Below are 19,756 nucleotides of genomic sequence, written 5' to 3'. Positions count from 1 at the left end.
GCAGCGCGCAATTGCCACCCCGCCCGACAGGGCTTAATTCGCGAACCGCATGACTGTTCCCGCCGATCCGAACGGGGCCGATTCGGCGGCACCCGATTATCACGGCCATCGCGCGCGGCTGCGAGCGCGGCTGGTCGATCATGGCGGCGACGGACTGCATGATTACGAGCTGATCGAATATCTGCTCGCGCTCGCCATTCCGCGTCGCGATACCAAGCCGCTCGCCAAGGCATTGCTCACCGAATTCGGCAGCATTGGCGGCCTGATGGCGGCGCCGCCCGAAGAGCTGACCCGGGTCAAGGGCATGGGCGAGGCCAGCGTCGCGGCGCTCAAGATTGTGCAGGCGACCGCGCTGCGGATGTTGAGCACCGATGTCGCCAGCCGTCCGGTGATCGGCAATTGGCAGGCGCTGCTCGATTACCTGCGCGCCGACATGGCGCATCATTTGATCGAGCGCGTGCGCGTGCTCCATCTCAACACCCGCAACATGCTGATCCGCGACGAGCTGATCGCCGAAGGGACGATCGACGAAGCCGCCGTCCATGTCCGGCAAGTGTTGAAGCGGGCGATGGACCTGGGCTCGGCGGCGATCATTCTCGTCCACAATCACCCGGGCGGCGATCCTTCGCCGAGCCGCGCCGACATCGAGCTGACGCGCTCGATCGCCGCCGCGCTCAAAGCACCCGGCATTGCGCTCCACGATCACATCATCATCGGCACACAAGGGCATGTCAGCCTGCGCGCGCAGGGACTGATTTGAACCCCCGTCGTCGCCCTGCTAGGGGCAGCGCCATTCCGCCCGCCGCCAGAAAGCCCTGCCATGGTTCCCCGTTATTCCCGCGCCCCGATGACCGCGATCTGGTCGCCCGAGGCGCGCTTTGCGATCTGGTTCGAGATCGAAGCGCACGCGACCGACGCGCTCGCCGAGCTCGGCGTGGTGCCGCAGGACGCAGCGGCGGCGCTGTGGCGCTGGTGGGCAACCAAGCCCGTCATCGACGTCGCCGCGATCGACGCGATCGAAGCCGTCACCAAGCACGACGTGATCGCTTTCCTGACCTGGGTTGCCGAGCAGGTGGGCGACGAGGCCCGCTTCATGCACCAGGGGATGACCTCGTCCGATGTGCTCGACACTGCGCTCTCGGTCCAGCTCGCGCGCGCGAGCGATTTGCTGATCGCCGATATCGACGCGCTGCTCGAGGTGATCCGCCGCCGCGCGTTCGAGCACAAGCTGACGCCGACGATCGGCCGCAGCCACGGCATCCACGCCGAGCCGGTGACGTTCGGGCTCAAGCTCGCGGGCTATCACGCCGAATTCCAGCGCGCCCGTGCCCGGCTGGTCGCGGCCCGCGCCGAAATCGCCACCTGCGCGATTTCGGGCGCGGTCGGCACGTTTGCCAATATCGATCCGCGCGTCGAAGCGCATGTCGCGGCCAAGCTCGGCCTGAGTGTTGAGCCGGTCTCGACCCAAGTCATCCCGCGCGACCGGCATGCGATGTTCTTCGCCACGCTCGGCGTTATCGCCTCGTCGATCGAGCGGCTCGCGACTGAAATCCGTCACCTTCAGCGCACCGAAGTGCTCGAAGCCGAGGAGTATTTCTCGCCGGGGCAAAAGGGCTCATCGGCGATGCCGCACAAGCGCAACCCGGTGCTGACCGAGAATTTGACGGGTCTGGCGCGGATGGTGCGCGGCTATGTCACCCCTGCGCTCGAAAATGTCGCGCTCTGGCATGAACGCGACATCAGCCATTCGTCGGTCGAGCGTTATATCGGCCCCGACGCGACGATCACGCTCGACTTCGCGCTCGCGCGGCTGACCGGTGTGGTCGACAAGCTCGTGGTGTACCCGGCGCGGATGCAGGCCAATCTCGACCGGATGGGCGGCCTCGTCCATTCACAGCGCGTGCTGCTCGCGCTGACGCAAGCCGGGGTCAGCCGCGAGGACGCCTATGCGCTTGTCCAACGCAACGCGATGAAGGTTTGGGAATCGGACGGCGCGCTGTCGCTGCGCGATCTGCTCAAGGCCGACCCCGACGTTGCCGCCGCGCTGTCTCCGGCGGAAGTCGATGCCAAGTTCGATCTCGATTATCATTTCGCGCAGGTCGACGCCGTCTTCGAACGCGTGTTCGGCGCCTGATCGCGGGTCAATCGTCGGCGGATGGCACCGCGAATTCGGCCAGAATGGCGTCGCGTAGCGCTTCCCAATCGGGAAAATTCCAGCGCGAAGGGCGTTCGATGCCGACGATGGGATCGACGGCCGAGGGCGAATAACGCCACGGCAGCAAGCACCGGGTCATGATGCAGAAGAATGGACACACGGGTGGCCTTGTCGGATCGCCATCGGGGTCGTCGAGCACGATTGCGAGCCGCCCGCTCTGCAGCCGGACCATCGTTCCGACCGGAAAAATGCCGATCATGCTCGCGAAGGGCGCCAGGATATGGGGGTCGAACTGGTTAGGTACGCTCATCATCCATTCGATCGCGCGGGCCGATGACCAGGCCGACTTATGCGCGCGCGGCGAGGTGACAGCGTCATAGACATCGCAGATCGCCGCCATCCGCGCGAAGATCGACAATTGGTCGCGACCTAATCCTGCGGGATAGCCGGTCCCGTCGACGCGCTCATGATGGTGGAGCACCACGTCGAGCACGATCGGCGGCAGCTGCTCACCCTCCGCGAGAATTTGGTGGCCGATCTCGCAATGCCCGCGGGCCATTTGCCCCTCTTTGGTGGTGAGCGGGCCGGGCTTGGCGAACAGACTGGGCGGCACCATCGCCTCACCGACATCATGCAGCAGGCCGGCCAGGCCGATATCGTGATCGAGCGAGGGATTGAGCCCGAGCCGCCGGGCAAGGTTGATCATCAGCCCGCACACCGCGATCGAGTGCATATAGACGTGGTCGTCGCGGTCTTTGATGCGGATCACGCTCAGGACCGCGCCGGGGTGGCGCTTCACCGACGCGGCGATTCCGCTGACGACCGGCCACAAGGGCTCAACGTCGAGCCCGCGCCCGAAGCGGACATCTTCGAACACGGCGGTGATGCGGCTCTTGGCGACGGCGACGATTTCCCTGGCGCGTGCGCGCTCCTGCGCCGCGGTGCCACGCCGGGCGGTGAGATGAAGCCTGGGGCCAGTCGCCACCGGCGCGACGGCCGTCGGGGCAACCTCCGGCTCGTTCAGCTCGGGCGTCCGCCGCACCATCGGCCGCCAGTCGGCGGGGATGAGGGTGCTGTAATGCTCAAAGCTTTGGTTCTCAGCGCTCACGGTATCGCAACCTTGGTTCGGATGGGTGAAACTCACTCGAACCAAATTAGGCGGGGCCGACTAACCACTGACTAATGCTGGGCGCCCAAACGGGCGTCTCAGCATCATCCTTTAGTCGCAAAAGCGCAGAATATCGGGCTTTTGGGTGCTCAGATCACCGGCGCGCTATGCCGAGCGAGGCTAAAGCCCCGCCCGACGCCGCTTCTCAAACGTTGGCTTCGAAGTGCGCGAGGATAGCCACGCGCATCTCTTTCCAGTTCGTCATCCGCCAGCGATCGGGCGATTCAATGCCGACAATCGGGTCCATCCCCGGTGGCGACAGGCGCCACGGCAGCGCCTGCTTGGTCATGATGCAATAGAAGGGGCACACCGGTGGCATCATCGGGTCGCCATCGGGATCCTCGAGCACGACCGCCAGCCGATCGCTCTGGAGCCGGACCAGCGCACCGGTCGGAAAAATGCCGATCATCCCCGAAAAGGCGCTCAATATCTGCGAGTCGAACTGGCCCGGCTCTTCCGACATCCATTCGATCGCCGCCGCCGGCGACCAAGCGGGCTTGTAGGTACGTGCCGAGGTGACCGCGTCGTAAACGTCGCAGATCGCCGCCATCCGGGCATAGGTCGAAATGCTGTGCTGATCCTTGAAATCGGGATAGCCGGTCCCGTCGAGCCGTTCGTGATGATGGAGCACCACGTCGAGCACGATTTCGGGCAGGCGATCCTCGCCACCCGTCAAAATGTCATGGCCGAGTTCGCAATGCGTGCGCATCACCGCCATTTCCTCGGCCGTGAGTGGCCCGGCCTTGTCGAGCAATGTCGTGGGAATGCGCGCCTTGCCGACATCGTGCAGCAGCCCGGCCAGCCCGATCGTGTGGTGCAGCGACGGATCGATGTTCATGCGCCGCGCAAGATTGATCATCAGCCCGCAGACCGCGACCGAGTGCAAGTAGGTATATTCGTGGCGGTCCTTGATCCGGGTGACCCCCATGATCGCGCCTGAATGGCGCTCGACCGAGGCGGTGATGCTGCTGACCAGCGGCCACAGCGCCTTGACGTTGATGTTGCGACCAAAGCGCACATCCTCAAACGTCGAGGTGATCTGCTCCTTGGCGACCGAGACGATTTCGCGCGCACGGTTGCGTTCCTGCGCGACCGAGGCGCGCCGCGCGCCAAGGTGGAGCGCTGCCGGGCCGAGGCTGGCGCGTGGTGCTGCCCGCTGGGGCATGGGGGCACCACCGGTACCCGGCGCACGCCAGTCCCCCTGCATCAACGAATCGGCGCTGTCATGATCCCGGCTACTAAAATCCACGAAAATGCCCCTGCTACGCGAATTGACATCGGTGGACGGGGAATGCGCCCGACATCCTAATTAATGAATCAAGGGAGACGGTTAATTGCCCCGATTTGGGTAATGCATCAGACGCATGTGCGATTTCGCGTAACAAAATTGCAAAGACGCGCAACAATCTCCACATCGCGCTTAGCCGGAACGATCCGGCATATGGAGACCCATCATGCGCTATGTTGACGCGGTGGGCAGCACCACGCTTGCCCTTCTGTCCTTGGTGCTGGTGGCTGGGGTTATCACCCTCTAGTCCACTGGCCGTCCGCCCCTTTGCGAAAAGGGGCGGGTAGGACCTGGGTTCATCCGCCGAGCGCGGTTTTCACTTTCTGGAAGAATCCGCTCGTCTGCGGGCATTCGGTGCCGGTTTCAGTCGCGCGAAAGGCTTCGAGCAGTTCGCGCTGCTTGGCGGTCAGCTTGGTCGGCGTTTCGACTTCGATCCGCACCACCAGATCGCCCCGACCGCGCCCTTGCAGCACCGGCATCCCTGCACCGCGCTGGCGTAGCTCGCGGCCTGATTGCATGCCGGGCGCGATGCGGATTTCGTGACGTTCGCCGTCGAAGCCGGGAATCGTCACGCCGCCGCCGAGCGACGCGGTGGTGAAGCTGATTGGGGTCCGCGCATAAAGCGTCGTGCCTTCGCGCTCGAAGATCGCGTGGCGCGCGACGTGCAGGAAGATATAGAGATCGCCCGATGGCGCGCCGCGCATTCCCGCCTCGCCCTCGCCCGTCAGGCGCACGCGCGTGCCTTCGTCGACGCCGGGCGGGATGTTGACGGTGAGCGTCTTGGTCTTGTCGACGCGGCCTTCGCCCCGGCAATTGGGGCACGGATCGGCGATCACCTGACCCATGCCGTGGCACGCCGGGCAGGTCCGTTCGACCACGAAGAAGCCCTGCTGCGCGCGCACCTTGCCAATGCCGTTGCAGGTCTTGCAGCCCTTGGCCATCGTCCCGGGGCGCGCGCCGGTGCCGCCGCAGGGATCGCAAATGCCCGAGACATCGACGGTGATCTCGCGCGACAGCCCGTGGAAGGCGTCCTCCAGCGTGATTTCCATGTCGTAGCGCAGATCGGCACCACGCTGCGGCGATGCACGACCGCCGCCACCCCGGCCGCCCATGAATTCGCCGAAGATATTTTCGAAAATGTCGCTGAAGCCGCCGAAATCCTGCGGCCCCGCGCCGCCGCCCTGCTGGAAGGCGGCATGGCCGAAGCGATCATAGGCCGCGCGCTTCTGCGGGTCCTTCAGGCAATCATAGGCTTCGTTGATCGACTTGAACTTCGCCTCGGCGTCATGATCGCCGGGATTGCGATCGGGATGCCAACGCATCGCCAACTTGCGATACGAAGATTTGAGCGTGGCATCGTCGGCGCCACGCTCGCATTCGAGCAGTTCGTAATAATCAACCTGGGTGGTCATCGATGGCCCCCGCCCTCGAACCCGTCACCCCGGCACGCGGCCGGGATGACGGTCGATGCGTCCTGAAATTACGCCTTGGTGTCGTCGACTTCGGAGAATTCGGCGTCGACCACATCTTCCTTCGGCGCTTCGGGCGCGGCGTCGGCGGCCGGTGAGGCATCGGCCTGCGCCTGCTTTTCGTAGATCGCCTGGCCGAGCTTCATCGCAACCTGCTGCAACTCGCCCGACTTGGTCTTCATTGCCTCGGCATCGCCCGATTCGACGGCAGCCTTGGCCTCGGTCACTGCCGTTTCAATCTGGCCCTTCAGCGCGGCGTCGATCTTGTCGCTGTGCTCGGCGAGCTGGCGCTCGGTCTGGTGGATCAGGCTTTCGGCGGTGTTCTTGGCTTCCGCCGCGTCGCGCCGCTTCTTGTCATCCTCGGCGAACTGCTCGGCATCGCGCACCATCTGCTCGATGTCGGCATCGCTGAGGCCGCCCGAGGCCTGGATGCGGATCTGCTGTTCCTTGCCGGTGCCCTTGTCCTTGGCGCTGACGTTGACGATGCCGTTGGCGTCAATGTCGAACGTGACTTCGATCTGCGGCACACCCCGCGGCGCTGGCGGAATGCCAACGAGGTCGAACTGGCCGAGCATCTTGTTGTCGGCGGCCATTTCGCGCTCGCCCTGGAACACGCGGATCGTCACCGCCTGCTGATTGTCGTCAGCCGTCGAATAGGTCTGCGATTTCTTGGTCGGGATCGTCGTGTTGCGATCGATCATGCGCGTAAACACCCCGCCCAGCGTTTCGATGCCGAGCGACAGCGGCGTCACGTCGAGCAGCAGCACGTCCTTGACGTCGCCCTGCAGCACGCCGGCCTGAATCGCGGCACCCATCGCCACGACTTCATCGGGGTTGACGCCGGTATGCGGGTCCTTGCCGAAGAACGCCTTCACGGCCTCGCGCACCTTGGGCATGCGTGTCATGCCGCCGACGAGCACAACTTCGTCGATCTGGTTGGCCTTCAAGCCGGCATCGGCCAGCGCCTTCTTCAGCGGCTCGATCGAGCGCTGGATCAGCGCGTCGACAAGGCGCTCCAGATCGGCGCGGGTGAGCGTTTCGACGAGGTGGAGCGGCGTCGTCGCCCCTGCTTCCATCCGCGCGGTGATGAACGGCAGGTTGATCTCGGTCGTCGCGGTCGACGACAGCTCGATCTTTGCCTTTTCGGCAGCTTCCTTCAGCCGCTGGAGCGCCAGCTTGTCGGTGCGGAGGTCCATGCCCTCCTTCTTCTTGAACTGCTCGGCCAGATATTCGACGATCTTGTTGTCGAAATCCTCGCCGCCAAGGAAGGTATCGCCGTTGGTCGCCTTCACTTCGAACACGCCGTCGCCGATTTCGAGGATCGAGATGTCGAAGGTGCCGCCGCCAAGGTCATAGACCGCGATCGTCTTGCCGTCCTGCTTCTCGAGGCCATAGGCGAGCGCGGCCGCCGTCGGCTCGTTGATGATGCGCAGCACTTCGAGACCCGCGATCTTGCCCGCGTCCTTGGTTGCCTGACGCTGGGCATCGTTGAAATATGCCGGGACAGTGATCACCGCCTGCGTCACGGTTTCGCCCAGATAGCTCTCGGCGGTTTCCTTCATCTTCTGGAGCGTGAAGGCGGAAATCTGCGCAGGGCTGTAATCCTCGCCCCCGGCCTTCACCCAGGCGTCGCCATTGGGACCCTTGACGATGTGATAGGGCACCAGTTCGGTGTCCTTCTTGGTGATCGGATCGTCGAAGCGGCGGCCGATCAGCCGCTTGACTGCGAATACGGTGTTGTCGGGATTGGTCACGGCCTGGCGCTTGGCCGGCTGGCCGATCAGCCGCTCGCCGTCCTTGGCGAACGCGACGATCGACGGCGTGGTGCGCGCGCCCTCGGCGTTTTCGATGACCTTGGGCTTGCCGCCCTCCATCACTGCAACGCAAGAATTGGTCGTACCCAGATCGATACCAATAACTTTACCCATGGTCCTCCGTCGGCCCCCGTCTGCAAATGAATGTTAAGCCCGTCACGCTGCCGGTTGTGGCCGGCACCGTGTCCAATGTCCGCGATATAGGGGGGCTTTCGCTTGCCGCAAGATTGTGCCGGTTCTAGAAGCGTCGCATCAAATTCCTCATTTGGGATGTCTTGGCCAATGCGCCCCGCCGTTACCCTCCTACTCGCTGCCACGCTTGCCGGCTGCGGCCAGCCCGCGCCGCTGTTTGTCGACAACGCCTACGTCCGCCTGCCCGCCGTCGCCGGACGGCCCGGTGTCGCCTATTTCACCGTTCATGGCGGCAAGGACGCCGCGACGCTGATCAGCGTGACGTCACCGCTGGTCATCAAGTCCGAGCTGCACGAAAGCATGTCACACGGCGGCATGGCATCGATGGCACCGGTCAAGGACGTGCCCGTCCCGGCCAAGGCGACACTCACTTTCGCGCCCGGCGGCAAGCATGTGATGCTGTTCGACATCAACAAGAGCGTCGAGCCAGGCGGCAAGGTGACGCTGGTTTTCACGTTCTCAAACAATGACCGGCTCGAAGTCGAAGCGCCGGTGATTGCGGCAGGCGATCCGCCGCCCAAATGACGGGGCGGGCGCTGACGCGCGGCGAAGTCGACCTCGCCCGCAGCTTGTTCGGTGACGCGATCGATTACAGCCAGCCGCGCATCGTCAACCGCAAATGGGCGTTTTTCCAGCCGCGCGACACCGTGATGGCACCGCTCGGCAATGTCCATTTCCACCCACTCGGCGCGCGCTACCGTGATGACTTTGCAACCGGCTCGCTATGGGATCAGGGACTGCTGATCCACGAGCTGGTGCACGTCTGGCAGCACCAAAAGGGCATGTTCCTGCCGCTCCAGCGCCACCCCTTTTGCCGCTATGACTATCGCCTCGAGCCCGACCGCCCGTTCGAGCGCTATGGCATCGAACAACAAGGCGAGATTGTCCGCCACGCGTTCCTGCTGCGCCACGGCGTCTGTCCGGCGGGGGCGACGCCGGGGTTTGATTACGAAGCGTTGCTGCCGTTTCGGTGAAGGCCCTGTCCCGGTTGCCACAATTCCCCGGTTCGTCCCGAGCGCAGTCGAGGGGCGGGCCTCGCGCCTCGCGGCCCGTGTCTCGACCTCGCTCGACACGAACGGAGACGAGGTGGTTAGAGTCGGACGAGAAAATAGGGTAGGCGCGGCTCATGCAGTCGCTCGACCACTACGGCCTGTCCGCCAGCCACGGCTTTCTGTCACCGCGCGAAATCGACGAGATTGCGTTGCCACCCGATTTCGATGCGATCGAAGATGCGGCGGCGATGCTGCCCGATTACATCGCGAGCGGGCGCGTGCGGCATTGGCTAGGGCGATTGCCGCTGCCCAATATCACCGCTTTCATCGCCGACGCCGATGATGCCGAGGCAGGCGCGGCGATGCTGCGCTATGGCTTTCTCGCGCAGGCGTGGGTGTGGGGCGAGGGCGAGTCGATCGACCGCCTCCCCGCCAATCTCGCGGTGCCCTTGGTGGCGCTTGCCGACCGGCTGGGGCTCAAGCCGATCATGACTTACCAGCATTATGTGCTCGACAACTGGTTCCGGCTCGACAAGGCGGACGGGATTGGGCTCGGCAATCTCGCGATCGACCAGCATTTCGCGGGCGGTCGTGACGAGAGCGGCTTCATCCTCGTCCATGTCGCGATCGAAGCGATTGCGGGCCGTGCGCTGGAAGGCGCGGTCGAGCTTCACCGCGCCGCCGCCCAAGATGACCTGGCGGGCGTCGAGACGTTGCTCGGCATGATGGACAGCGCGCTTGGCGCGATCAACGCCGGGCTGGAGCCGATGGCCGCCGCCTGCGACCCGCATGCCTATTACACCCGCGTGCGGCCTTACATGTTCGGCTGGCCGGGCGAGGGGCTGATCTACGAAGGGGTCGAAGCCTTTGGCGGCAAGCAGGTGTCGCTCCGGGGTCAGACCGGATCGCAGAGCAGCATCGTCCCCGCGATCGACGCGGTGCTCGGCGTGCCGCACGGGTCGAGTGCGCTGTCGACGTTTCTCGACGAAATGCACGGCTATCGCCCGCCGTGCCATCGCGCCTTTATCGAGGACCTGCGGTCGAGCCGCGTGCGCGAGGTGGCGGCGCGCAGCCCTGCGCTGCGCGAGCCCTACAACGCGTGTCTGGCTCAACTCGCACATTTCCGGACCGCGCATCTGCGCCTCGCCGCAACCTATATCAGCGCGCAGGCCGCCATATCGGGCGGCGATGGCGAGACCGGCACCGGCGGCACGCCCTTCCTCACCTATCTCGCGCGCCACCGCGACGACAGCCGCGCGGCGTTTCTTTAGCCGACCTGCCGGCTTGGGGGTGCATCAAATGTCCCGCTTGCCCTGAGCTTGTCGAAGGGCCGTCCTTCTTCTGCCCACCGCTCGCACAAGAAGGACGGTGCTTCGACAGTGAGCAGGTGAAACGTCCCCCGGACGTTTCAGTCAAGCCCGGGGGGCTTGACGACCTGTTCACCAGCACGAACGGGGTGAGGAGGTACGAACTAGGTCGTCTTTGCGCCCACCCGCCCCTTCCCCCCCGCCACCCCAGTTGCTAAGGCGCTCGCGATCGACGCCCGTGCGTGCGCGGCTCCCCGCCGCCTCCCCGCCGCATCCGGGCCAAACATGAGGAGTCGAACATGACCGCCATCGGACAGGACAGCCTGAAAACCCGCGACACGCTCAACGCGGGCGGCAAGACCTATAGCTATTTCAGCCTGTCCAAGGCCGCCGCAACGCTCGGCGATGTCAGCCGCCTGCCCTTTTCGATGAAAGTCCTGCTCGAAAACCTGCTCCGCTTCGAAGACGGCAAGACGGTGAGCGTCGAGGATATTCAGGCGCTGGTCGACTGGCAGAAGAACCCGCACGCCCCCGATCGCGAGATTCAATATCGCCCGGCGCGCGTGCTGATGCAGGATTTCACTGGCGTGCCTTGCGTGGTCGATCTGGCGGCGATGCGCGACGCGATCACCAAGCTCGGCGGCGACGCGCAGAAGATCAATCCGCTGGTCCCCGTCCATCTCGTCATTGATCACTCGGTGATGGTCGACGAGTTCGGCACGCCCAAGGCGTTCGAGGACAATGTCGAGCTTGAGTACAGCCGCAACAACGAACGCTATGAATTCCTGAAATGGGGATCGAAGGCGCTCGACAATTTCAAGGTCGTGCCGCCCGGCACCGGCATCTGCCATCAGGTGAACCTTGAAAACATCGCGCAGGCCGTGTGGTCGTCGGCGAATGGCGACGACATGATCGCCTATCCCGACACCTGCGTTGGTACCGACAGCCACACGACGATGGTCAATGGCCTCGGCGTGCTCGGCTGGGGCGTGGGCGGGATCGAAGCGGAAGCGGCGATGCTCGGCCAGCCGGTGTCGATGCTGATCCCCGAGGTCGTCGGCTTCAAGCTCACGGGCACGCTCGCCGAAGGCATCACCGCGACCGACTTGGTGTTGACCGTCACGCAGATGCTGCGCGCCAAGGGCGTGGTTGGCCGCTTCGTCGAATTCTACGGCCCCGGCCTCGATGCGCTGAGCCTCGCTGACCGCGCGACGATCGCCAATATGGCGCCCGAATATGGCGCGACCTGCGGCTTCTTCCCGGTCGACGACGCAACGCTCACCTATATGCGCCTGACCGGGCGCAGCGACGAACAGATCGCGCTGGTCGAGGCCTATGCCAAGGCACAGGGCATGTGGCGCCTCGCCGACGCGCCCGATCCGGTGTTCACCGACACGCTCGAACTCGACATGTCGTCAGTCGTGCCGTCGCTGGCGGGGCCGAAGCGCCCGCAGGACAAGGTGATTCTCACGCAAGTCGACGATGTGTTCAACGCCGACCTTTCGGGCGTCTACAAGCACGCTGAACCCAAGCGCGTCGGCGTCGAAGGGCGGGACCACGATATCGGCGACGGCGACGTCGTGATCGCGGCGATCACGAGCTGCACCAATACGTCGAACCCCTCGGTGCTGGTCGCCGCCGGCCTCGTCGCGCGCAAGGCCAATGCGCTCGGCCTCAAGCCCAAGCCCTGGGTCAAGACGTCGCTCGCGCCGGGTAGCCAAGTCGTCACCGATTATCTCGACAAGGCCGGGCTGACCGCCGATCTCGACGCGATCGGTTTCAACCTTGTCGGCTATGGCTGCACAACCTGCATCGGCAATTCGGGGCCGCTTGCGCCCGCGATTTCGGCAGCGATCAACGATAACGACATCGTCGCTGCCTCGGTCCTGTCGGGCAACCGCAATTTCGAAGGCCGCGTCAGCCCCGATGTGCGCGCGAACTTCCTCGCCAGCCCGCCGCTCGTCGTCGCCTATGCGCTCAAGGGCTCGGTCACGACCGATTTCGTCGGGACCCCGATCGGCCAGGCGACCGACGGCAGCGACGTGTATCTGAAGGACATCTGGCCGACCAACGCCGAAGTCCGCTCGGTCATGGACGCGAACATCGATCGCGGCATGTTCCAGTCGCGCTATGCCCATGTGTTTGCGGGCGACGCCAAGTGGCAGGCGATCGACGTGACCGGATCGGACACCTACACATGGCGCGCGGGCTCGACCTATATCGCCAACCCGCCCTATTTCGACGGGATGACGATGACCCCGGCGCCGGTGCTCGATATCATCGATGCGCGCCCGCTGTCGATCTTCGCCGACTCGATCACCACCGATCACATCTCGCCAGCCGGTTCGATCAAGGCTGACAGCCCGGCGGGCAAGTTCCTGCAGGAGCATCAGGTTTCGAAGGCCGACTTCAACAGCTATGGCGCGCGGCGCGGCAACCACGACGTGATGATGCGCGGCACTTTCGCCAACATCCGCATCAAGAACGAAATGACGCCGGGTATTGAGGGCGGGGTCACGAAGTATGTGCCGACCGGCGAAGTGATGCCGATCTACGACGCGGCCATGCGCTACAAGGCCGATGGCACCCCGCTCGTTGTCGTCGCGGGCAAGGAATATGGCACCGGTTCGTCACGCGACTGGGCCGCGAAGGGCACCAACCTGCTCGGCGTGCGCGCGGTGATCACCGAAAGCTTCGAACGCATCCACCGCTCGAACCTCGTCGGCATGGGCGTGCTCCCGCTGCAATTCGCCGAAGGCACCGATCGCAAGACGCTCGGCCTCGATGGCAGCGAGACTTTCACGATCACCGGCATCGCTGATCTGAAGCCGCGTCAGGATGTCGAAGTGACGCTGACTCGCGCCGATGGCACGACCAGCAGCTTCCTGACGAGATGCCGGATCGATACGATCAACGAACTGGAGTATTTCCTCAACGGCGGCATCCTCCACTATGTGCTGAGGAATCTGGCGGTCGCGTGAGCGGCGCGCTGTCAGCGGCATGCCATTGCGGCGCGGTTCGGGTGACGATCCCGACCGCGCCTGATTACATCAATGACTGCAACTGCTCGCTATGCATCAAGCACGGCGCGACCTGGGGCTATTTCAAGCGGACCGAGGTTGAGATTACGGGTGATCGGATTGGCAGCTATGTCCACCCGCGCATGACCGACCCCTTCGTCCGGCTGCATTTTTGCCCGGGCTGCGGCTGCACGACACATTGTGTCGCGCTTGACGACGCGATCGACTGGGCGTGTGTGAACGCCCGGTTGTTCGAGCCGGACGAAATGGCGGCGGTAGAAGTACGACACCCTGACGGACGCGGTTGGATTCGCGGTTGATCACCATCGCTATCGAATTCATCGGATGGGCAGCGGCGCTGCTCATCCTCGCTTCTTATCTGCTGGTGTCGACGGGGCGCCTCGACGGGCGTTCGCCCACATTTCAATGGATGAATGTCGTCGGCGCGGCGGGATTCATTCTCAACAGCGGCTGGCACGGCGCCTTGCCGTCAGCGGTGCTCAACATCGCGTGGATGGCGATCGGCGTGGTGACGCTGATCGGCCTTGCTGGCCGTCGGCCGCGCTGAAGATTAATTGAACAGCGCGACCAGTGTTGGCACCTCAACCGTGCCGCCGCGCTGCATGAACAACTGGGTCTCGCTCTCGCGGCCCTGCACGAGCGCGTAGAGAGCCTCGCCGATTGGCTTATACCCCCGGTCAAACTCGAATGTCGCGGTCATCGGCAGCGGGCGCAAATCGGTCGGGCGATCGCCAACGACCGCGATCGGGGTCACCGCACTCAGTATCGCATACATCGGGCCTTCGGCGCCGGTGATCTTGAAGGTCTGGCCGATCGCCGCCGCCCAATAGCTGGCTTCGGACTGGGCGCTCGCGGCGGCGGTCGCCGCAAAGCTCGCCAATTTGGTTTCAGGCACGACGCTGACCGTGTTCGCAGCTGCGATATCATCCCTGCATCCAGCGAGCAGGCCGAGCGGTCCCAATGCCGCGACACCAGCCACCGCCGACTTGATCAGCGCGCGCCGCGAGGTTTCGACCTCGGTCATCTTAAATCCCCTTAACCTCTCCCAGAAATAAATCCGTAATGGATTTTATTCGGGGCTGCCAGCGTGACCGCGCGCGCGGGCGTACAGAAAATAGACGGTCAGGCCGATCGCATTCCAAATGATGAATGAAATCTGCGTCTTGGTCTGGAGGCTGGTGAACAGATACGCACAGCCGAGAATCGCTGCCGGCGCCACCAACCAGGCAAATGGCGTGCGAAAGGGTCGCTTTGCGTCCGAGTCGCGTCTTCTGGACACCAGCACGCAGGCAGCGACTGCAATGAAGGCAATCAGCGTCCCGGCGTTAGCGAGGCTCGCGATTTCATCGAGCGGCATCAGTCCCGCGACGATGGACACAAGCACGGCGGTCAGCACCGTGATCCGCACCGGCGTGCCCCGGCTCGAAATCTTGGCAAGGCTCTGCGGCAAGAAGCCATCGCGCGCCATCACGAGGAAAATGCGGCTCTGGCCGTAGAGGAACGCCAGCAACACCGTCGGCAGCGCAATCGCCGCCGCTGCCGCCACAACGGTCGCTACCCCGCCCTGCCCGATCGAGCGCAGGATCAGCGCGAGCGGCTCGGCGCTCTTGCCGAACTGCGCAACCGGCAGCGCGCCGACCGCGACGGCGGCGACGACGAGATAAATCACCGTGCACGCAAGCATCGACCCGACGATGCCAATCGCCAGATCGCGCTCGGGGTTCTTCGCTTCCTCGGCTGCGGTCGAGATCGCGTCGAAGCCGTAGAAGGCGAAGAAGATGATCGCCGCCGCGCCCATCACGCCGTACTTCACCCCGCCAGTGCCCTCGGTCGAGCCATAGCCATTGGGGGCGAAGGGCGCGAAGTTGGCCGCGTCGAAATGCGGTAGCGCAACCGCGACGAACAGCGCGAGCGTGACGATCTTGAGCACGACGAGGATCATGTTGATCCGCGCACTCTCGCGCGTCCCGAGCATCAGCAACCCAGCGACAACCGCGATGATCGCGACGGCGGGCAGATTGACCACCCCGCCCAGCGCCGGGCCGTTTGCGAGCGCCTCCGGGAAAGGGACGCCCAACCCCTTCAGGAACCCGACGGCATAGCCCGACCAGCCGACCGCGACGGTCGACACCACCAGCGAATATTCGAGGATCAGGCTCCACCCGACCACCCAGGCGAAAATCTCGCCCAGCACCGCATAGCTATAGGTGTAGGCGCTCCCTGACGCCGGAATCATCGTCGCCATTTCGGCATAGCAAAGCGCCGCGCACGCGCAGATCGCGCCCGCCACGACAAAGCTGAGCAGCACCGCAGGCCCGGCACGGTCGGCGCCGACGCCGATCAGCGTCAAGATGCCGGTGCCGACGATCGCCCCGACGCCGAGCGCGACAAGGCTCGGCCAACCGAGCGTGCGCGCCAGCCGGTGATGTTCGGGCTGGTCATCGCCGGTCAGGATCAACTTGGTTCGAAACAGGCTGGCCAAATTTATCATCCCCATCGGTGTCGCGCTTGTCGAAGCGTCGTGTTTTCGTCAGGGGGTTAGAAAGGAAATGCGGCTCGACGACAAGTTCGAGCGAACGGAGATGGACAAGATGGACATGATGCTCGACTTCGCGCTCGGCGAGACCGCCGATATGATCCGCGAAACGACGCAGCGCTTCGCCAGCGCCGAAATCGCCCCCAAGGCCGCCGCGATCGACGCCGACAATAAATTCGACCGCTCGCTGTGGCCGGCGATGGGCGCGCTCGGGCTGCACGGGATCACGGTCGAGGAGGAATGGGGCGGGCTTGGCCTTGGCTATCTCGACCACTGCGTCGCGATGGAAGAAGTGTCGCGCGCCTCGGCGTCGATCGGGCTAAGCTATGGCGCGCATTCGAACCTGTGCGTCAACCAGATCCGCCGCTGGGGTAACGACGCGCAGAAAGCGAAATATCTGCCCAAGCTGATTTCAGGCGAGCATGTCGGCTCGCTCGCCATGTCCGAAGCGGGCGCGGGGTCGGACGTGGTGTCGATGAAGCTCAAGGCCGAGCTGCGCGGTAACGACCGCTATGTCCTCAACGGCACCAAATTCTGGATCACCAATTCGACCGAAGCCGACACGCTCGTCGTCTATGCCAAGACCGAGCCCGAGGCGGGATCGCGCGGGATCACGGCGTTCCTGATCGAAAAGGACATGGCCGGGTTCAGCGTGTCGAAGAAGCTCGACAAGATGGGGATGCGTGGCTCGGACACCGCCGAGCTGGTGTTCGAGGATTGCGAAGTCCCGGCCGAAAATGTGATGGGGCCGATGAATGGCGGGGTCGGCGTGCTGATGTCGGGGCTCGATTACGAGCGCGCAGTGCTGGCGGCCGGGCCGCTCGGCATCATGCAGGCCTGCCTCGACGTGGTCATCCCGTACGTGCGCGAGCGCAAGCAGTTCGGCCAGTCGATCGGCCAGTTCCAGCTGATCCAGGCCAAGGTCGCCGACATGTATGTCGCGCTCAATTCCGCCCGCGCCTATGTCTATGCCGTCGCGCGGGCGTGCGATGCTGGCAAGACGACGCGCTTCGATGCGGCAGGGGCGATCCTGCTCGCGAGCGAAAACGCAGTGAAGGTGTCGCTCGAAGCGATCCAGGCGCTGGGCGGCGCGGGCTATACCAGGGAATGGCCGGTCGAACGGTTCCTGCGCGATGCCAAGCTCTACGACATCGGTGCAGGCACGAATGAGATCCGACGCTTCCTGATCGGGCGCGAATTGATCGGCGCAGGGTGAGCTAGCCGCGCAGCGCCGCTGCCCGCCGCGAGCCCATCAGCAACGCCGCCATGTCGCCGCGCACCTGGAAACTTACGATCAGCAAATAGGCCGACAGGAACAGCGCGCCGCCGAAGCTCGCGACCGGCGCGAGCACCAGCCCGACGGTCGAGAAATTATTGCGCCACGCCACCCACAGCCCCGACAGGATCAGGAAACACGAAAAGTCGACGTTGAACTGCCCCTGCCAGCCCATCTCGCCGATCGCCGCGAAGAAAAGAGGCACCAGCCCCATGCCATGCTGCACGATCACCGGGCCGGTATAGCCCAGCATCAGCGCGAGGATCGCGGCGAGAAGAATGCGAAATCCGGTCATGGCCAACGACTCCTGTAGCGATTGCTACAGTTTCCTAAGCCGGTCGCGGCGCGGTGGCAAGGGCGTTGATCGCCCCTGCCGCGTGCATGCCCTTACCAGACCTTCACGCGCTTCTCAGGCGCCAGATACAGCTTGTCGCCCGGCTTCACGCCGAACGCCTTGTACCAGCCGTCGAGGTTGCGCACCGTCTGCGCGCGAAAGCCGCCGGGCGAATGGCCATCGGTCGCGACCTGCCCGCGCAATGCCCTTTCGCGCACCTTTTCGCGCCAGCTCTGCGCAAAGGCGAGGAAGAAGCGCTGGTCGCCCGTCAGCCCGCCGATCACTGGCGCGGGCTTGCCCTTCAGCGATGCGTGATAAGCCTCATACGCCGCTGTGAGGCCAGCGACATCGGCGATATTCTCGCCCAAGGTCTGCTCGCCATTGATGTGCAGCCCCGGCAGCGCTTCATAAGCGCTGTACTGCGCGACCAGCGCCGCGCTCTGTTCCTTGAAGTGGGCGAGGTCTTCGGGCGTCCACCAGTTGCGCAGCCGCCCTGCCGCGTCGAATTCTGCGCCGGTATTGTCGAAACTATGGCTGATCTCATGCCCGATCACCGCGCCGATCGAGCCATAATTGGCGGCCGCATCGCGCTTGGGGTCATAGAAGGGCGCTTCGAGAATCGCCGCCGGGAAGTTGAGTGCATTCTGCAACGGCAGGTTGACCGCGTTCACTGTCTGCGGCGTCATCCACCATTCGCCCTTGTCGGGCGCCTGCGTCAGCTTGGCGAGCTGCCAGCGATATTCGGCGAGCCGTGCGCGCGCGAGATTGCCGACCGGGTCATCGGCCTTCACGTCGAGCCCGCTATAGTCGCGCCAATGCTCGGGATAGCCGACGCTCACGCGCATCGTCGTGATCTTGCGCCGCGCTTCGGCCTTGGTCGCGGGCTTCATCCAATCGAGTGCGCCGACGCGCTTGTCGAACGCCGCGAGGATGTTGCTGACCATCGCCTGGATATCGCGCTTCGACGAGGCCGGGAAATAGCGCGCGGCAAAGATCCGCCCGACGGCATCGCCGAGGTTACCGTTGACCGCCCCGATCGCGCGCTTGTCGCGCGGGCGCTGCTGCGCGGTGCCCGACAGCGCCCGCCCGTAGAAATCGAACGACGCCGCGTCAAAAGCCTTGGGCAGCACGGCGGCCGCATCGTCGATGTGGTGGAACGCCAGCCAATCCTGCCAGCTCGCCAGCGGCTCGCTCGCGACCAGCGCCGACAGCTTGCTGGTCGCATCAGGCATCCACACGATGAAGTCCTGCTGGCTGCCGAGCTGTGCCGCGCCAAAGAACGCGCCCCAGTCGATCCCCGGCGCCTTGGTGTCGAAATCGGCGCGCTTCCACGGATTGTTCGCCTTGTGCACGTCTTGTGCGGCGACATTATCGAGATGCGCGGTCGCGATCCTGGTTTCGAGCGCGATCACCCGGTCGGCGCGCGCCGCCGGATCGCTCATCCCCGCCAGCGTGAAAATCCTGGTGATGTAATCGCGGTACGCCGCGCGCGTCGCCAGTGATTCCTTTTCGGCCGACAGATAATAGTCGCGCTCGGGCAGGCCCAATCCGCCCTGCAGCAGATAGGGCACCGCCTTGCCGGGCGCCTCCAGCCCTTGCGTCACGAACACGCCGAACAGATGCGCGGTATGGAAATTGGTCGCGTTGAGCGGATCGACATCAGCACGGACATCGCCGCCGAGCATGGCCGACAGCGCGCGCTTGTCGGCGAGCGCGGCAATGGCATCGAGGTCGGGCTTGAGCGGCGCAAGGCCGCGCGCTTCAATGCCTGCGGTGTCGGTAAAGGCGCGGTAGAAATCGGCGATCTTCTGCTGATCGCTGCCGGGCGCTGCCTTCGCCGCAAGCGCGGCGTCGATGATCGCGCGGTTGCGTGCTTCGGCGAGATTGAACACGTCAAGGAAGAGGCCGGTGAAGGCGCGATCGGCAGGAATCTCGGTCTTGGCGCGCCACACGCCGCTGGCATAGCCGTCGAAATCGTCGCCCGGCTTGACGCTCTTGTCGATGCCAGCCTGGTCGATCCCGCTCGCGCGCGCGACGGGCGCTTTGCCCGGCGCCGCCAAGGTGACTGCACCCGCGCTGGCGAGCAACATCGCTGCCAAAATTGCCTGACGCTTCATCCTGCTTCTCCCTGATTTTATGGCGCTGGCATTACACCGCCGCCCCCGCGCGCGCCAGCTTCCCAAT

General features: G+C 64.6%; 17 protein-coding genes. 9 read left to right on the top strand and 8 right to left on the bottom strand.

Features of this window, described 5'->3' with window-relative positions; genetic code table 11:
* Positions 1-49 precede the first annotated feature (49 nt).
* Positions 50-760 (top strand): DNA repair protein RadC, encoded by a 711-nt coding sequence (gene radC, locus K2W81_RS10690; protein ID WP_294104117.1) that lies wholly within the window; start codon positions 50-52, stop codon positions 758-760.
* Between the two features lie 60 nt (positions 761-820).
* Positions 821-2,134 (top strand): adenylosuccinate lyase, encoded by a 1,314-nt coding sequence (gene purB, locus K2W81_RS10685; protein WP_294104115.1) that lies wholly within the window; start codon positions 821-823, stop codon positions 2,132-2,134.
* A gap of 7 nt (positions 2,135-2,141) precedes the next feature.
* Here the strand turns inward: purB and K2W81_RS10680 are convergent, their stop codons facing one another.
* From K2W81_RS10680 to dnaK, 4 genes are all read right to left on the bottom strand, one after another.
* Positions 2,142-3,263, bottom strand: coding sequence for an HD domain-containing phosphohydrolase (locus K2W81_RS10680; RefSeq protein ID WP_294104113.1), 1,122 nt, complete (start codon positions 3,261-3,263; stop codon positions 2,142-2,144).
* A gap of 205 nt (positions 3,264-3,468) precedes the next feature.
* Positions 3,469-4,530: an HD-GYP domain-containing protein gene (locus tag K2W81_RS10675; protein WP_294104111.1), complete on the bottom strand. Its 1,062-nt coding sequence runs from the start codon at positions 4,528-4,530 to the stop codon at positions 3,469-3,471.
* A gap of 377 nt (positions 4,531-4,907) precedes the next feature.
* Positions 4,908-6,023: a molecular chaperone DnaJ gene (gene dnaJ, locus K2W81_RS10670; protein ID WP_294104109.1), complete on the bottom strand. Its 1,116-nt coding sequence runs from the start codon at positions 6,021-6,023 to the stop codon at positions 4,908-4,910.
* Positions 6,024-6,091: 68 nt separating this feature from the next.
* On the bottom strand, positions 6,092-8,008 hold the full coding sequence (gene dnaK, locus K2W81_RS10665; RefSeq protein WP_294104107.1) for a molecular chaperone DnaK: 1,917 nt from the start codon (positions 8,006-8,008) through the stop codon (positions 6,092-6,094).
* A gap of 168 nt (positions 8,009-8,176) precedes the next feature.
* Here dnaK and K2W81_RS10660 point away from each other — a divergent pair, with 168 nt between their 5' ends.
* The 6 genes from K2W81_RS10660 (at position 8,177) to K2W81_RS10635 (ending at position 13,973) form a co-directional block, all read left to right on the top strand.
* Entirely contained in the window at positions 8,177-8,611 is a 435-nt protein-coding gene (locus K2W81_RS10660; RefSeq protein ID WP_294104105.1) for a copper chaperone PCu(A)C, read from the top strand.
* Entirely contained in the window at positions 8,608-9,060 is a 453-nt protein-coding gene (locus K2W81_RS10655) for a vgr related protein (protein ID WP_294104103.1), read from the top strand. Before K2W81_RS10660 ends, K2W81_RS10655 begins: the two co-directional genes overlap by 4 nt.
* 152 nt (positions 9,061-9,212) lie before the next feature.
* On the top strand, positions 9,213-10,349 hold the full coding sequence (locus K2W81_RS10650) for an indoleamine 2,3-dioxygenase (RefSeq protein ID WP_294104101.1): 1,137 nt from the start codon (positions 9,213-9,215) through the stop codon (positions 10,347-10,349).
* Between the two features lie 335 nt (positions 10,350-10,684).
* Complete coding sequence (gene acnA, locus K2W81_RS10645) at positions 10,685-13,366, top strand: aconitate hydratase AcnA (protein WP_294104099.1); 2,682 nt, start codon at positions 10,685-10,687, stop codon at positions 13,364-13,366.
* Positions 13,363-13,725 (top strand): hypothetical protein, encoded by a 363-nt coding sequence (locus tag K2W81_RS10640; protein ID WP_294104098.1) that lies wholly within the window; start codon positions 13,363-13,365, stop codon positions 13,723-13,725. Before acnA ends, K2W81_RS10640 begins: the two co-directional genes overlap by 4 nt.
* Positions 13,725-13,973, top strand: coding sequence for a hypothetical protein (locus K2W81_RS10635; protein ID WP_294104165.1), 249 nt, complete (start codon positions 13,725-13,727; stop codon positions 13,971-13,973). The genes K2W81_RS10640 and K2W81_RS10635 overlap by 1 nt, the downstream gene beginning before the upstream one ends.
* 3 nt (positions 13,974-13,976) lie before the next feature.
* Here the strand turns inward: K2W81_RS10635 and K2W81_RS10630 are convergent, their stop codons facing one another.
* Both K2W81_RS10630 and K2W81_RS10625 read right to left on the bottom strand, forming a co-directional pair.
* Positions 13,977-14,450, bottom strand: coding sequence for a hypothetical protein (locus K2W81_RS10630; protein ID WP_294104096.1), 474 nt, complete (start codon positions 14,448-14,450; stop codon positions 13,977-13,979).
* Positions 14,451-14,495: 45 nt separating this feature from the next.
* On the bottom strand, positions 14,496-15,923 hold the full coding sequence (locus K2W81_RS10625) for an amino acid permease (protein WP_294104094.1): 1,428 nt from the start codon (positions 15,921-15,923) through the stop codon (positions 14,496-14,498).
* A 94-nt stretch (positions 15,924-16,017) separates the two neighbouring features.
* Between K2W81_RS10625 and K2W81_RS10620 the strand changes: the two genes are divergently transcribed.
* Positions 16,018-17,178 carry an isovaleryl-CoA dehydrogenase gene (locus K2W81_RS10620; RefSeq protein ID WP_294104163.1) on the top strand — a complete coding sequence of 387 codons (1,161 nt, stop codon included), beginning with the start codon at positions 16,018-16,020 and terminating at the stop codon, positions 17,176-17,178.
* 1 nt (position 17,179) lies between these two features.
* Here K2W81_RS10620 and K2W81_RS10615 read toward each other — a convergent pair whose 3' ends face one another.
* Together K2W81_RS10615 and K2W81_RS10610 are read right to left on the bottom strand one after the other, a co-directional pair.
* Complete coding sequence (locus tag K2W81_RS10615; protein WP_294104092.1) at positions 17,180-17,533, bottom strand: hypothetical protein; 354 nt, start codon at positions 17,531-17,533, stop codon at positions 17,180-17,182.
* A gap of 92 nt (positions 17,534-17,625) precedes the next feature.
* Positions 17,626-19,689: a M13 family metallopeptidase gene (locus K2W81_RS10610; protein ID WP_294104091.1), complete on the bottom strand. Its 2,064-nt coding sequence runs from the start codon at positions 19,687-19,689 to the stop codon at positions 17,626-17,628.
* Positions 19,690-19,756: the final 67 nt, after the last annotated feature.

It is taken from the genome of Sphingomonas sp., assembly GCF_019749955.1.
Classification (GTDB): domain Bacteria; phylum Pseudomonadota; class Alphaproteobacteria; order Sphingomonadales; family Sphingomonadaceae; genus Sphingomonas.
Note: the sequence above shows the minus strand (reverse complement) of the source record. Positions and strands in the feature narration are given on the sequence as shown.

What these genes read in the sequence shown, in the direction of transcription:
- radC (WP_294104117.1), top strand. Translation starts at nt 50, where the DNA reads ATGACTGTTCCCGCCGATCCGAACGGGGCCGATTCGGCGGCACCCGAT.
- purB (WP_294104115.1), top strand. Translation starts at nt 821, where the DNA reads ATGGTTCCCCGTTATTCCCGCGCCCCGATGACCGCGATCTGGTCGCCC.
- K2W81_RS10675 (WP_294104111.1), bottom strand. Translation starts at nt 4,530, where the DNA reads ATGCAGGGGGACTGGCGTGCGCCGGGTACCGGTGGTGCCCCCATGCCC.
- dnaJ (WP_294104109.1), bottom strand. Translation starts at nt 6,023, where the DNA reads ATGACCACCCAGGTTGATTATTACGAACTGCTCGAATGCGAGCGTGGC.
- dnaK (WP_294104107.1), bottom strand. Translation starts at nt 8,008, where the DNA reads ATGGGTAAAGTTATTGGTATCGATCTGGGTACGACCAATTCTTGCGTT.
- K2W81_RS10660 (WP_294104105.1), top strand. Translation starts at nt 8,177, where the DNA reads ATGCGCCCCGCCGTTACCCTCCTACTCGCTGCCACGCTTGCCGGCTGC.
- K2W81_RS10655 (WP_294104103.1), top strand. Translation starts at nt 8,608, where the DNA reads ATGACGGGGCGGGCGCTGACGCGCGGCGAAGTCGACCTCGCCCGCAGC.
- K2W81_RS10650 (WP_294104101.1), top strand. Translation starts at nt 9,213, where the DNA reads ATGCAGTCGCTCGACCACTACGGCCTGTCCGCCAGCCACGGCTTTCTG.
- acnA (WP_294104099.1), top strand. Translation starts at nt 10,685, where the DNA reads ATGACCGCCATCGGACAGGACAGCCTGAAAACCCGCGACACGCTCAAC.
- K2W81_RS10630 (WP_294104096.1), bottom strand. Translation starts at nt 14,450, where the DNA reads ATGACCGAGGTCGAAACCTCGCGGCGCGCGCTGATCAAGTCGGCGGTG.
- K2W81_RS10625 (WP_294104094.1), bottom strand. Translation starts at nt 15,923, where the DNA reads ATGGGGATGATAAATTTGGCCAGCCTGTTTCGAACCAAGTTGATCCTG.
- K2W81_RS10620 (WP_294104163.1), top strand. Translation starts at nt 16,018, where the DNA reads ATGGACATGATGCTCGACTTCGCGCTCGGCGAGACCGCCGATATGATC.
- K2W81_RS10615 (WP_294104092.1), bottom strand. Translation starts at nt 17,533, where the DNA reads ATGACCGGATTTCGCATTCTTCTCGCCGCGATCCTCGCGCTGATGCTG.
- K2W81_RS10610 (WP_294104091.1), bottom strand. Translation starts at nt 19,689, where the DNA reads ATGAAGCGTCAGGCAATTTTGGCAGCGATGTTGCTCGCCAGCGCGGGT.